General features: G+C 35.0%; 18 protein-coding genes. All 18 read left to right on the forward strand.

The genetic code is table 11. From position 1 onward, the window contains the following. Positions 1-34: 34 nt before the first annotated feature. Positions 35-775 carry a DUF6882 domain-containing protein gene (locus NAT51_RS08155; RefSeq protein WP_250597679.1) on the forward strand — a complete coding sequence of 247 codons (741 nt, stop codon included), beginning with the start codon at positions 35-37 and terminating at the stop codon, positions 773-775. A 152-nt stretch (positions 776-927) separates the two neighbouring features. After that, positions 928-1,350: a hypothetical protein gene (locus NAT51_RS08160; protein ID WP_250597681.1), complete on the forward strand. Its 423-nt coding sequence runs from the start codon at positions 928-930 to the stop codon at positions 1,348-1,350. A gap of 125 nt (positions 1,351-1,475) precedes the next feature. Next, on the forward strand, positions 1,476-1,925 hold the full coding sequence (locus NAT51_RS08165; protein ID WP_250597682.1) for an SRPBCC family protein: 450 nt from the start codon (positions 1,476-1,478) through the stop codon (positions 1,923-1,925). 5 nt (positions 1,926-1,930) lie between these two features. Beyond that, positions 1,931-2,530 (forward strand): hypothetical protein, encoded by a 600-nt coding sequence (locus NAT51_RS08170; RefSeq protein ID WP_250597683.1) that lies wholly within the window; start codon positions 1,931-1,933, stop codon positions 2,528-2,530. A 27-nt stretch (positions 2,531-2,557) separates the two neighbouring features. Then, complete coding sequence (locus NAT51_RS08175; protein ID WP_250597685.1) at positions 2,558-3,247, forward strand: GNAT family N-acetyltransferase; 690 nt, start codon at positions 2,558-2,560, stop codon at positions 3,245-3,247. A 579-nt stretch (positions 3,248-3,826) separates the two neighbouring features. After that, entirely contained in the window at positions 3,827-4,330 is a 504-nt protein-coding gene (locus NAT51_RS08180; RefSeq protein ID WP_250597687.1) for a hypothetical protein, read from the forward strand. A 78-nt stretch (positions 4,331-4,408) separates the two neighbouring features. Beyond that, positions 4,409-4,861, forward strand: a complete 453-nt coding sequence (locus NAT51_RS08185) for a VOC family protein (RefSeq protein WP_250597688.1) — start codon at positions 4,409-4,411, stop codon at positions 4,859-4,861. 64 nt (positions 4,862-4,925) lie between these two features. Next, positions 4,926-5,534 carry a hypothetical protein gene (locus NAT51_RS08190; protein WP_250597690.1) on the forward strand — a complete coding sequence of 203 codons (609 nt, stop codon included), beginning with the start codon at positions 4,926-4,928 and terminating at the stop codon, positions 5,532-5,534. A 43-nt stretch (positions 5,535-5,577) separates the two neighbouring features. Then, positions 5,578-6,252 carry a hypothetical protein gene (locus NAT51_RS08195; protein WP_250597692.1) on the forward strand — a complete coding sequence of 225 codons (675 nt, stop codon included), beginning with the start codon at positions 5,578-5,580 and terminating at the stop codon, positions 6,250-6,252. A 47-nt stretch (positions 6,253-6,299) separates the two neighbouring features. Next, positions 6,300-6,989 carry a hypothetical protein gene (locus NAT51_RS08200; RefSeq protein WP_250597694.1) on the forward strand — a complete coding sequence of 230 codons (690 nt, stop codon included), beginning with the start codon at positions 6,300-6,302 and terminating at the stop codon, positions 6,987-6,989. A gap of 34 nt (positions 6,990-7,023) precedes the next feature. Next, a complete protein-coding gene (locus NAT51_RS08205) occupies positions 7,024-7,431 on the forward strand; it encodes an SIR2 family NAD-dependent protein deacylase (RefSeq protein ID WP_250597696.1) in 408 nt (135 codons plus the stop codon). A 22-nt stretch (positions 7,432-7,453) separates the two neighbouring features. Continuing rightward, on the forward strand, positions 7,454-7,906 hold the full coding sequence (locus tag NAT51_RS08210; protein WP_250597698.1) for a hypothetical protein: 453 nt from the start codon (positions 7,454-7,456) through the stop codon (positions 7,904-7,906). Between the two features lie 33 nt (positions 7,907-7,939). Then, on the forward strand, positions 7,940-8,266 hold the full coding sequence (locus NAT51_RS08215; protein WP_250597705.1) for a hypothetical protein: 327 nt from the start codon (positions 7,940-7,942) through the stop codon (positions 8,264-8,266). Between the two features lie 15 nt (positions 8,267-8,281). Beyond that, entirely contained in the window at positions 8,282-8,593 is a 312-nt protein-coding gene (locus NAT51_RS08220; protein WP_250597707.1) for a hypothetical protein, read from the forward strand. Between the two features lie 24 nt (positions 8,594-8,617). Beyond that, positions 8,618-8,998: a hypothetical protein gene (locus tag NAT51_RS08225; protein WP_250597709.1), complete on the forward strand. Its 381-nt coding sequence runs from the start codon at positions 8,618-8,620 to the stop codon at positions 8,996-8,998. Positions 8,999-9,010: 12 nt separating this feature from the next. After that, positions 9,011-9,928 (forward strand): alpha/beta fold hydrolase, encoded by a 918-nt coding sequence (locus NAT51_RS08230; RefSeq protein ID WP_250597711.1) that lies wholly within the window; start codon positions 9,011-9,013, stop codon positions 9,926-9,928. 116 nt (positions 9,929-10,044) lie between these two features. Then, positions 10,045-10,875: a hypothetical protein gene (locus NAT51_RS08235; RefSeq protein ID WP_250597713.1), complete on the forward strand. Its 831-nt coding sequence runs from the start codon at positions 10,045-10,047 to the stop codon at positions 10,873-10,875. A gap of 287 nt (positions 10,876-11,162) precedes the next feature. Further along, the gene (locus NAT51_RS08240; RefSeq protein ID WP_250597715.1) at positions 11,163-12,140 is read left to right on the forward strand and encodes a TolB family protein; all 978 of its coding nucleotides are present in this window, start codon (positions 11,163-11,165) and stop codon (positions 12,138-12,140) included. The last annotated feature ends 6 nt before the right edge of the window (positions 12,141-12,146 follow it).

Consider the following 12,146-nt stretch of genomic DNA (forward strand, 5'->3'; position numbering starts at 1 on the left):
TAATACGGGACATTAACATAATTTAAACAAAAAAATGAGCCTATTTAAAAAACTGTTTGGAGGGGAAAAGCAAAAAACCGAACCTCAAACCGGTAATTACAATACCGTAAAAAAAACAGATTATACAAATTTTCAGGATTTACTGGAACAAAACGCCGGACTTTCATTTGAAAAGCAGCGCATTTTCAGTGACACAATTGGTCAGCATGCGTGGGATTTTGATATGGGAAAAGGAACTATTTCTTTCGGGGATAAAGATTTTCCAATACAAATCATAGGTTCTCTTGCTTTTAACAATAACTCGTGGATGTGGGGATGGGCTAATACCCAGAGCGGAATGCCTGAAAATTTACTCAAACACTCCTACGAACTCAAACAAATGGGGGAAGCAAAAAACATTCCGGAATTTGTTGACGGTCATTTCAATGTTGAGGAAGGCTTTGAACATAAAATAGGAATGATTGCTTGCGGATTATTTAAGTCAAAAAGCTATTATTGTGCAAATTACGGACAAGGCACTCTGGTTGTAACCATTGATGATGACAGAATACCGGCAATTGACAAGAACCGTCCCGAAACAATAACTACAAACTTTTCCATGTTAGTTGGCGGAATGGATCTGAACCATAAAAACACCTTTCAGAATTATTTAATCGACCGTGAGTTTGAACTGAACATCTCTGAAAACAAAATTGAAGGATTACGGAACAACAGCACTATAATGGCAGAATTTGACGAATTGGACCGGTTGGTATCAATGAGTGGAAAACTTTAGAAAAACGTTTTGAGATGAAGTACGGTTAAGCACCAAGCCAAAGTTTTCGGTTGTGCTTAGGGTTTACTCCTTTATCTTTGCAGACACCGGAAATATAAAATTACCTATTTCAGAAACTTTCCGTAGATAGTAAAACATTAACAAACATACTTATGAAAAAGATTTTATTCTTATTACTACTATTACCATTAATGTCAATGAATATTAAAGATGATAAATCAAAATTTGTCGGAAAATGGGTTGGTGAAGATAAAGGTGAAATAGGCTATTTCAGTTTTGACGGTGAGGGTTATGCTTCTTTTGAGATGCAGGGTCAAATTGTTGGAGGTAAAGAGTTTGCTTTTGAAGGCCATAGAGGACAAATGACCTATGAAGTAAATCAGCGCCCGGGTACAAAATTATATTGGGTAGATTTAATATTTACCAATTTGGAAAATGGAAAAAAAAGAAAATTTTTATGCTTGGCAAATTTTATAGATAACAACAAAATGCGATTTGCTATTAATTTTGAAGGCTCAAAAAGGCCAGCCAAATTTGATACTGAAAATTCAATTGTTCTCAAAAGGCAAAAATAAAACGGGGTTTTCCAAAGAGTAATAATTAACAGATTGTGTAACAAAAAATATACAATTGCTGTTACAGCATGAACAAAAGATTCTAAAGACAACTGAATTATTTTGTAAATTAGTCAGAAAAAATCATGGCTGATAATACTGTTTCCTTACACAGAGTATTCACGGCATCACCCGAAAAAGTGTACCGTGCCTTTTTAGATCCCGTTGCCATTGCATCCTGGCTTCCTCCGTATGGTTTTTTATGTGTGGTTCATACCATGGAACCCAAAACCGGCGGCAGTTTTAAAATGTCTTTTATTAATTTCAGTACCGGAAACAGCCATTCATTTGGCGGTAACTATATTGAATTAAAGCCCAATGAGTTCATTCAGTATACCGATACGTTTGATGATCCAAACCTTCCCGGTGAAATGACGACTTCGGTATGGTTAAAGAAAGTGTTATGCGGTACCGAGATCAAAATAGTGCAGGAAAACATCCCTTCTGTTATTCCTGCGGAAATGTGCTATCTTGGCTGGCAGGAATCGTTGGAGAAACTGAAAAAGCTGGTTGAACCTGAAATTCCGGATGCTTAAAATCAATGACCAATACACATCTCCAGGTATCTGACTTATCCGACAACGAAAATAAGCTTAGTTTTAAAAAGGTTTTCATATCCAAAAGTTCACTGTTGGATTATAGAAACAATCTTTTGTATGAAGTTTCCAAAAATGGGGAAATCATTGCAACAATTGAAATCAATTCCACATTAACGGCGACCATACATTATAATTCTGAAACCTATTATATAAAGCCATTGACAAAGTTCTTCAGGGTGAAGAAACTTGAACTGTTTTCGGCAGAAAACTTTAAGATAGGTGAAATTGATTACTGGCGATGGGCTTGGAACAAATCAAAGATTACATTATTCGGAACAGATGAAAATGAAACCTGGGAGTATGATAAAAACAGTCCTTCCTTTTTCAGCAGCAGGAAGAATATGTATTCAACCTTTTTAAGAAAGAACAACGACACCATTTCATACACTATTGAATCCGGAAAATTCTTTGGAAACAATACCAAAAATAATTGCTTACGGGAAATAAACGGAACTATAGCATTTACAGGATCCTGTAACCTGATCATGCTATTAGGAGTTTATCTTAATGAATTGCTTATTTTTGAGGAAGCAGAAAAGTAAACCGAAAGCACTGCCAATGTTAAAAAGATGGACATTGAAAAATTAGACAATCCAACCTGGTATTCTTTGAGTGAGACCCACAAAGAATATGCTATAGTTGATAACAATATGAAATTTTACTTGCCGGAGTATTGTCCGTTTGGAGGTTTTATTCATCCGGAGAATACCGAAATGCCAATTAACCGGTATTCATTATTAACGGACAATTTCTATATTGTTGGGGACAAACCTGAATTTACTGATGTTGTTGTAAACTTAAAAAAAGAATTGGTTTGCCATCAGATGGTACTGGACCAGCCCATTGCAATTCCCATTACGGAAACCATCACAAAACTTGTAACCCTGGAACACCGGTATGACTTATACCATCTCGTGAATTTAGTCCAACCCGGTTACTTCAGACGCTTTACTTCTGATCTTGGAGATTATTTCGGTATTTATCAAAATGGCATTCTGGTTGCGGTGAGCGGTGAGCGGATGAAGATGGACAGCTACACGGAAGTCAGTGCCGTTGTGACACATCCCGAACATACCGGTAAAGGTTATGCCAAACAACTTGTTGCCCACACGGCAAACAAAATTTTCGGTGAAGGTAAGATCCCTTATCTACATGTTGCCGAAACCAATACCGGTGCCATACAGCTTTATGAGAAATTAGGCTTTTGGACCAGACGTAAAATCAGTTTTTGGAATTTTGTGACTGATGACGGGAACTAAATCTGTAAAAAAACATTGTTACTTAAGATAAATCCTCCTGTACAACAAACAAAGTAGTTTCCACAAGAGACAAAGTCGTTTCCATAACAAATAAAATCGTTTCCACAAGAGACAAAATCGTTCCCACAAGAGACAAAGTCGTTTCCACAAGAGACAAAGTCGTTCACACAAGAGACAAAATCACTTACACATAAAACAAAATCACTCACCCATAAAACAAAGTCCATTACTCATAAAACTAAATCACTTACACATAAAACAAAGTCCCTTACTCATAAAACAAAATCACTTACACATAAAACAAAGTCCCTTACTCATAAAACAAAATCACCTACACATAAAACAAAGTCCCTTACTCATAAAACAAAATCCCTTACACATAAAACAAAGTCCCTTACTCATAAAACAAAATCCCTTACACATAAAACAAAGTCTTCAATTCATAGAACCAAATCTGTTACACACGGAACAAAAAGCTTGTTGGCAGGATGTTTATTGCTTTTGGATTTCAGTATATTTGTGAGTAATGACAGATAAACTATCTGCGCTATATCCAAATCCTTATAATTATCCTGTAGTATGAGAGAAGCACTGAAAAAAGAAATGCTGTATCTTTTGATTTTGATGGCAATCTCATTGCTACTTTTCCATTATATGTTTGACTTGGGTAATATTAAAACCGAAAACAAATCGGTTTTTAATGTTCACGATACTTACTTCGTCATTTTCAAGTTGGAACTGCTTATTGTATTTATTTTAATGTTCTTATATCTGATTTATTCGGTCAGAGTATTAATTCAGAAATTCAAAAACCGTGTAACCGTTGGGATATTTTCAATCATCAGTGTATTCTTAATTCTTATATTCCCTACTCTTTTAGCCTTTACAAAGTCATTATCAGTTGAACCGGGTATTACAATTTATCCTCCACTTTCGGTACCTCCACAAGAAAAAGTTGAAGTAATGGAAAATATATTCAACACTATTTACCCTGTTTTATATTGTATTTATGCTTTTATTACAGTTTTTGGTTTATTTGGAATCTACAAATTGGGAAAACATTCAAGGAAACAAGATACCTGAAATCTGACCATTCAACCAGAAAAGACTATCTTTATTTGAGACAAATCAGTCTGCACAAACAGTTTTAAAATAAGAACCATGGAAAAAAGCAAGTTATTAAGGATGGACAATATGGGGATAGCCGTTGAATCCCTTGATACTGCCATTGCCTTTTTTGAAGAACTGGGCATGACCTTACAAGGCCGTGCCATGGTTGAAGGCGAATGGGCCGGCCGCATCACCGGACTGCATGACCAATGTGTTGAAATTGCCATGATGGTTACCCCGGACGGAAACAGCCGCCTTGAGATTTGCAGATTCATCAAACCTGAAATAGTGGCCGATCACCGCAATGCACCCGTAAATGCTTTAGGGTATTTACGGACGATGTTTGCCGTTTCCGATATAGATGAAACACTTGGCAGGCTTTACAAACACGGTGCGCAGCTTGTGGGTGAAGTGGTACAGTATGAAAACGCGTACAGGCTTTGCTATCTTCGTGGTCCGGAGGGAATTTTGATTGGGCTGGCGGAACCGTTAGAAAGTAAATAAAGAGACAAAATGTAGGGAATGAAAACATATTATTTCATATCAACAAGCTGTAAAAAAGAAAACCATGACAATGCAATTCCAGGATACATTACTGTACAATGACGTTGTTTACGATACAGACGCCGAACTGCTTGAACCGTTTCTTGATGAAAAAGGAATCCGGTCAGAACACAGTGGTTCTTTTTCGGCTAATTGGCGGGGTTATGTTGCCCATTTTGAGATCAAAGATTTTGAGATTCATCTTACCAATCACAGAAACAGTGATTTCTTTGAAAAAGTCATCAGGGAATTAGGCACTACAAAACTGATCTATCTTAACCGGCTTGTTATCTTGTATAGCAATCTTATCGGCCATAACGGTTGGATTCAAAGTTATAATACCTATGAAAACTATCAGGTTTTAGAAATCAGAAATGGCAATTTAACCGATTTTAAGATTTTGGACCATACTGAATTTACCGACTTCAAAAAGAGTCAGTTTCTTAAATTCATTGAGACTGATGATTATCAAAAGACCAAACTTAAACGAATGGAACAAATAGATACCGAAAATTCTATTTTACGGGAACAAAAAGGCAAAGGCCCAGGCTGGCACAAATACAAATTCAGGGAAAATGAATTTCTTGAAGAAACGGAAGAGTATATTTTAAGCAAGACGAAAAGATTTTATTAACCAACTAATGGTATTTCCATATTATTCCGGCCAAATCCATAAAATGAAAAACCTATTTTCCCTATTAGCCACCTTACTCCTTGCTTCCTGTGAGCATAAATATGAAGATACTGCAAAGCAACAGGAATTGTTCAAAGCTTTTGAAAAAGAGCCGTTGGACACCTTAATTTGTGATTTCAAAGTTAACACCGGAAGCCAGGACTTATATATCCTGCAAGGCAAACTGACTTTATCTTCAAACGTTGAACAGCAACTTTCGGATCCTTCGACAAGTGACATTAAGATTTGCGGTAAATTCCCAAAAGATATGACAGATGTCACAAGTTTGAATTTTAATCCGGACCATGTTTTTAAAATCATAGGCAGGACAATTTCGGCAGAAACAGATGGCCCTTCCGTTAAAGTTCCTTTATTTTATGTGAGTGAATGGGACAAATTTAAATTCGACTATGACAAATGGGTAAAGAAAGGCGATTTAGGTTCTTATCCTTACCGGAAGAACATGGTTGATGACATTCTTGAGCATCTAAAATTCAAAGGAGAGTCTTTGGCAAACATCGAAAGTATTTTAGGGAAACCCGACTTTTACGATGCTTCTAAAATCAGTTACACCATTGAAACAGATTACGGTAGTGATATCGACCCAACTGAAACAACTGCCTTGGTTATTGAATTTAACAAGGATAATGTGGTAACGCGGGTTAAAAAAGAAGAATAGAAGAAAAAAGTAAATAACTGAATTAACACCAACATCAAAAAACAACCATGCGAATCTTACTCACATTACTCCTACTCACTACTTTACTTAACTGTTCCGGGAAACAAAAAGAAGATGCCGTTTCAACTCCCAAAACCATAAAGCACGATGACATCACAGCTATTGATGCTGAGTTCCCGTTGCGGTTAGACCGGGTAAACCTTCAGGATAATAAGCATACATTTCACCTGAATGATGGCATCGTTTCCAAGATTGATGAAACGATCAGGAAAAACGCTGAAGAAACCGGCCTTCATGACAATCCGGAAACTTACAGAAAAACGTATATCAACACAATACAGTTACAGGGTAAATCACACACGGTTTTTGTCGTTTTACTAAAGAGCTATCCGATAGGAGAAGAAGTCGGGGCCAAAGTTTTATTCTACGATAATCAAAAGAAAGAATTCGCAGACAAGGATTTCGAATTGAAACTGTTTGCTTTGTACAGCTATGACAATGGAAAATTAAAGCCTACGGATTTAAAAACTGGCTTGCAAATTACATATCCTGAAATTGATATTACCGACTTCAACAAAGACGGGATTCAGGATTTTAAATTTAAAAGACTTTACCATAACGGTACATTCAATGCGCTACACACAACAATCCTGGCGATTAAGAATAAAACGATTGATACTTTGTATTTTTGCGAAAAGGGATTTGGTGAACTGGCAGAAAAGAGAAACTGTTTGTGAAAGGTTTTAAACAATTCCATAATAATTTAAAAAAATGCCCATAGGTTTAGATTCTTCGATATTCTTAATTGTTTGCTGGTTTGCATTGGATTGCCTATTTCCATTACGCTATTTTTTAATACTTTGTTGCGGCGAAGATCTAAGACCACATGTTTTATGGTTTGATGAATATTACAATGAAAAATATTTCAAAAGAGATACAGTGCTGAGAATATCCAAAAACACTGGATTATTATTTGTCATGGGAACATCGGGTGCTACTAATCTTCCGCGGACAATTGCCGAAAATGTACTCGCAAAAAACGGAATGGTGGTAGAAGTAAACATCGAAGAGAGTTATTTCAGTCAGTTACTCCAAAACAAAAAGAATGGCATCATCATTAGACAGGAAACGAGTCCGTTCCTTACCGAACTCAAAAACCAATTAGAAAACTGTTGGTAACATTTAATTGTTGTTTTTAAATATGACAGAAAAAAGAAAAATCATCAAATCAATCATTTTCATTGTCTTTATGTCAATCTTCCAGCCGTTTTTTGACGTGATTTTACTGTTCGAATATGGAGGCTCTGCAAAATGCCTCGACAATTTTATTATTGAAGATACTTTTTATATTTCCTTATTATATATTGCCACACCATTACTGATGTTGTATTTGCTATTTCGGATTTTAAAATGGAATTCAATAGTGCATTACGCCTTAATCGGGCTTCTTTTTGTTGTACTCTCATTTAATTTGATAACCTTACCGTTATTCCTTGACAGAATAGTAGCCTGGACAACATATGCAGAAAATGAAATACTTGAAGGAGCTCTAGTTGCCAGTGTACCAACTTTGCTGATCCAGTTTTTTGTGATAACTAAAATGATGTATAAGATTAATCGCAAAGAAATAGCCGAGATAAAAAGCAGTAATTGAAATTAAAAAACAATGTTTAAAAAGATTAAAAGCATGAAAACCCTCGGCGAATTTGAAATACACGATACATTTCCCATTAATACAAAACCTATTATAACAGGAAGACTTATATCCGGCGGACCGATATCGAATAAAAAAGACATTCTTTTGAAAGATATCTATATTACGTTTAGCTACAATGATACAATTATAACTGCGAAAATAATCGAATTGACTAGTCCGTTCATGCGGTTACATATGGATATTATCATTGAAGTTGGAGACAATATTGCCTTGGTTCTTGAAACCAACAATGAAACTGAGGCTTTAGGTAATGTCACATTTTCACCCGTAATAGTAGGTACAATCATTCATCGGTAAAACTGAATTCAGGTTATGATTCCAAAAAAGAAAAAAGGATTCCGGAAAATTATTGTTGGAAACACCGAATACAACTGGAGATTTTCAGGTATTGTTGAAATCAGGCCAAAACAAAATGTATCCAACAAACTGGAAATAGACATGGGACATTTTGATCCTTGGTTATATGTAAATGATCTGGAAAACAAACCCGATGATTTTGAACCCAAAACTGTTACGCCCGGCTTTGTAAAAAAATGCATTGAAGCAGCGATAAGCTCAGGTTGGGATATCGGGACGAAGAATACACATCTGAAATTAAGCTATAAAAAAGGTGAATTTTTATAACCAATTGAAAAACAATTAGATTAAATGGATATCGATATTACACTTTACATTATTTTTGGTATCCCACTATTTATAGTTGGTTTTCAAATTGAAAAACTAAACCAAAAGAAAATATTTCCTATCTGGTTGTCAATTGCTGTATTGATCCTCCTTTTAGGAATTGCCATTGAAAACAATTCAAATAATGAAATGCGAAGTATCAGTTATTATGGATCACAAATGCTTTTGGTATTTCTGATTATCCAACGTATAACTAGAAACATATACTTCAAAATTTTTAAAAGGGAACCGGAATTCGGAAGGTCACCAAAACATAAAATCGACAATATTTATACTTTGCTAATTGCAATTGGAACAATGCTACTGCCTTTTCTTTTAGATGCTTATATTTTTCATAAATTCTAAATCAAAAACGAAATGAAATCCTTCTTCAAAAACAGTTTATTTCTAGTCTTGCTTCTTTTTATAAATGGCAAGACGAATGCCCAGGAAGAAAATATCAGTTATGTTACCACAGATGATAATGTGAAGCTTTACACTAAGAAATCAGGCAACGGACCACTATGCATTTTTATACACGGTGGGCCGGGAGCCTGGAGTAAATCATTTGAAGATATGTGCGGAAGGAATTTAGAACAGCACTTAACAATGGTCTATTATGATCAAAGAGGATGCGGACGTTCAGAAGGTTCCAAAGATGATAACTATTCATTGGCACGTATGCTTAAGGATATAGAAACCATCCGGATTCAAAACAATACCGAAGAAGTTTATTTACTCGCACATTCTTTCGGCGGAATATTGGCCACACAATATGCATTAACCTATCCAACACATACCAAAGGGGTTATTTTGGCCAATTGCACCCTGAATCTGAAATATTCCATAGCCAATCAGGTTCAATACATGAATGAACTCATGGGAATTAAAGACAGTACTGCCGATCCTACACTGCTATCAACCCTTATACAAACCAGAAATACATTTGAAAAGAAAGGAATGGTTCATAAGTTACTTTCCGACAACAAAGAAAATATTGATCTTTTACACGGTATTGACAGTAAAAACCCCGGTAATTATTCTTTTGCCCAAAAATCATTCGGTATTGAAGATTATCTGAAAGACCACACACTAATAACCAACACCATAAAGACTCCTGTTTTGGTTATTACGGGCAAAAAAGACCATGCCATAGGTGAAAAACATTATAGATCATTTCTTTTTCCTAACCAGACTGTCGTAAAAATCAATGGCGGACATATTGTGTATTATGAACAAAATGAAAAGTTCTGTAAATCGGTTTTTAACTTTATTTCCAAAACCAATTCCAACTGACATTTTTATACAAAGCCAAATTATTAAAACTAGTTTTTCATTTCGGTATATTTGCAAAAAAATATACCAAATTTAAACAGGAAGCTGAAAAAGCTACTTCCCTACTCAACCTTACAATGAAAAAAGCATTTTTAATTAAGTTTTTGATTTTATTCATTTCTATAACTGCTAATTCACAGGATTTCCTGGTTTTTAAAGTAAGATACAAACCACAAACAAAATATTACCAGATTCAATCGTATAATTTAAAAGCAAGCAATACCTTTTCAGGAACCGAAGATGTATTAAAAAGACTTAAAGAAAGAGAAGTACAAAATCCTACTGTCACAACTTCGTTTATGAAAAGCGAATCGAATATATTGACCGGAAAATTAAATTCAAAAAACGTTTTCCCAATAGCGTGTGAATACATCAATGGTCAAAGTTTAAAAGGGAAAGTAATTATACCAAAAGGGACAATAGTTTACGGAAAAGGAACTCTGGACAATATGCCTGTATTGGACTCAGTCGCATCTGAACAACTTGATGCTGACTTTAAAAAAAGTTTCCTTAAATCATTAAATGACTTGATTTCCCAAATCAATTTCCCGGTTAAAAAGATCAAAATAGGGGAAAGTTTCACTCAAGAAATTCCATTCTCATTTCCGGTTGCAAATAATAATCTGGAAATGATCATAAAAACAGAATACAAATTAATTGCTATCAAAAATAACCTGGGATACTTTGAAATTAAATCGGACTATACAATGAAAACCGAAATATCAGAAAAGGGTTTCAAAGGAAAAGGAACCGGAGAAGGAACTTTGGTTTATGATATCCAAAATAACTTTTTTCAAAAGTTTTATGTTAAGAGCGAAGTTGAAATGGATTTTTCAATGAATGATTTAAAACTAAATATAAAATCGGAAACTGAAAGCTCACATGAAATCAAAATCTCCAAAAACTAAGCTTTTTAAACAAGACAAAAAACAGTACAGATTTTTTTGCAAATTATGTTGATAAAAAATTTATCCGAAATCATCATAGAAGAGCACTTTTGTCAAAACGAAACAGTTGATTATAAGTTAATAAGAAAATACCTACCAAATAAGAATGAAGAATTGGCCTTCCTTTAAGAAATCAAATTGATACTATTAAAGGAAAAACAGCATCATAAATGCGGGCGATTTACTATCTTTATCGTTTATACAATTAATTATAACTGAATAAAGTCAATAAAATATCTTCATCATAAATGAAATACCTTCCAACTTTCATACTTCTGGTTTCTTTAACTGTTAGTTGCAATGTAGCCCACAAAAAAATTACGGATAAAAACAAAGGCAAAATAATGTTTACCAGTAAACGTGATGGTAATTTTGACGTTTACCTGATGAATGATGACAGCACAAATGTTGTTAACCTTACAAACGATCCTTCAACTGATTATGGATTAAACTGGTCACCTGACGGAAAACATATTCTCTTTTACAGCAACAGAAGCGGTAATGAAGAAATCTGGCGTATGAATCCGGACGGATCTAATCCCGTTAATTTGACGAATGCTCCTTCAAACGAACGCAGTGCCACCTATTCACCGGACGGAAAAAAAATTGTTTTCATATCTGACCGGGATGAGAAAACCAATGATCTATACCTGATGAATGCAGATGGCAGTGATGTCAAAAGAATTACAACAAATAAATCGTATTGCGAAAGTCCGGTATGGACCAAAGACGGCCAAAATATAGTGTTTACACTTGAAATAAAAGAAGTCTTCAAAGATGTCAAAAAAGATAATAAGGTCAAAAAAAACAAGAAGGGCAAAAAAGATAAAAAAGTAGCGAAAGAAAAAGATGAAGTGGTACTCAACGGTGAACTCTTTATGGTAAACATAAATGGAAATAACCTGAGAAGAATGACGTACAAATCAGGATTTGATTCGGGTGCGGCCATTTCACCCAACGGAAAAAAAATTGCCTTTTACAGCAAATCAGAAGCCGGCTTCATGGATATCTACATCATGACCATCAATGGTACCGAGATTCACAACCTGACTAATGATCAGGCTGAAGATTATTCTCCTTCCTGGTCGCCTGACGGTAACTGGATTTCATTTACATCAGGTAACAGTACCAACTATGACATTTGGAAAATTAATATCCATACAAAAGAAAGAATTCGTCTGACCAGCAATCCCAAACGGGACGAAACGCCTTATTTTAAGCCTTAAAGCAGT

Source organism: Flavobacterium amniphilum, assembly GCF_023634845.1.
Lineage (GTDB): Bacteria > Bacteroidota > Bacteroidia > Flavobacteriales > Flavobacteriaceae > Flavobacterium > Flavobacterium amniphilum.

What these genes read in the sequence shown, in the direction of transcription:
- NAT51_RS08155 (WP_250597679.1), top strand. Translation starts at nt 35, where the DNA reads ATGAGCCTATTTAAAAAACTGTTTGGAGGGGAAAAGCAAAAAACCGAA.
- NAT51_RS08160 (WP_250597681.1), top strand. Translation starts at nt 928, where the DNA reads ATGAAAAAGATTTTATTCTTATTACTACTATTACCATTAATGTCAATG.
- NAT51_RS08165 (WP_250597682.1), top strand. Translation starts at nt 1,476, where the DNA reads ATGGCTGATAATACTGTTTCCTTACACAGAGTATTCACGGCATCACCC.
- NAT51_RS08170 (WP_250597683.1), top strand. Translation starts at nt 1,931, where the DNA reads ATGACCAATACACATCTCCAGGTATCTGACTTATCCGACAACGAAAAT.
- NAT51_RS08175 (WP_250597685.1), top strand. Translation starts at nt 2,558, where the DNA reads ATGGACATTGAAAAATTAGACAATCCAACCTGGTATTCTTTGAGTGAG.
- NAT51_RS08180 (WP_250597687.1), top strand. Translation starts at nt 3,827, where the DNA reads ATGAGAGAAGCACTGAAAAAAGAAATGCTGTATCTTTTGATTTTGATG.
- NAT51_RS08185 (WP_250597688.1), top strand. Translation starts at nt 4,409, where the DNA reads ATGGAAAAAAGCAAGTTATTAAGGATGGACAATATGGGGATAGCCGTT.
- NAT51_RS08190 (WP_250597690.1), top strand. Translation starts at nt 4,926, where the DNA reads ATGACAATGCAATTCCAGGATACATTACTGTACAATGACGTTGTTTAC.
- NAT51_RS08195 (WP_250597692.1), top strand. Translation starts at nt 5,578, where the DNA reads ATGAAAAACCTATTTTCCCTATTAGCCACCTTACTCCTTGCTTCCTGT.
- NAT51_RS08200 (WP_250597694.1), top strand. Translation starts at nt 6,300, where the DNA reads ATGCGAATCTTACTCACATTACTCCTACTCACTACTTTACTTAACTGT.
- NAT51_RS08205 (WP_250597696.1), top strand. Translation starts at nt 7,024, where the DNA reads ATGCCCATAGGTTTAGATTCTTCGATATTCTTAATTGTTTGCTGGTTT.
- NAT51_RS08210 (WP_250597698.1), top strand. Translation starts at nt 7,454, where the DNA reads ATGACAGAAAAAAGAAAAATCATCAAATCAATCATTTTCATTGTCTTT.
- NAT51_RS08215 (WP_250597705.1), top strand. Translation starts at nt 7,940, where the DNA reads ATGAAAACCCTCGGCGAATTTGAAATACACGATACATTTCCCATTAAT.
- NAT51_RS08220 (WP_250597707.1), top strand. Translation starts at nt 8,282, where the DNA reads ATGATTCCAAAAAAGAAAAAAGGATTCCGGAAAATTATTGTTGGAAAC.
- NAT51_RS08225 (WP_250597709.1), top strand. Translation starts at nt 8,618, where the DNA reads ATGGATATCGATATTACACTTTACATTATTTTTGGTATCCCACTATTT.
- NAT51_RS08230 (WP_250597711.1), top strand. Translation starts at nt 9,011, where the DNA reads ATGAAATCCTTCTTCAAAAACAGTTTATTTCTAGTCTTGCTTCTTTTT.
- NAT51_RS08235 (WP_250597713.1), top strand. Translation starts at nt 10,045, where the DNA reads ATGAAAAAAGCATTTTTAATTAAGTTTTTGATTTTATTCATTTCTATA.
- NAT51_RS08240 (WP_250597715.1), top strand. Translation starts at nt 11,163, where the DNA reads ATGAAATACCTTCCAACTTTCATACTTCTGGTTTCTTTAACTGTTAGT.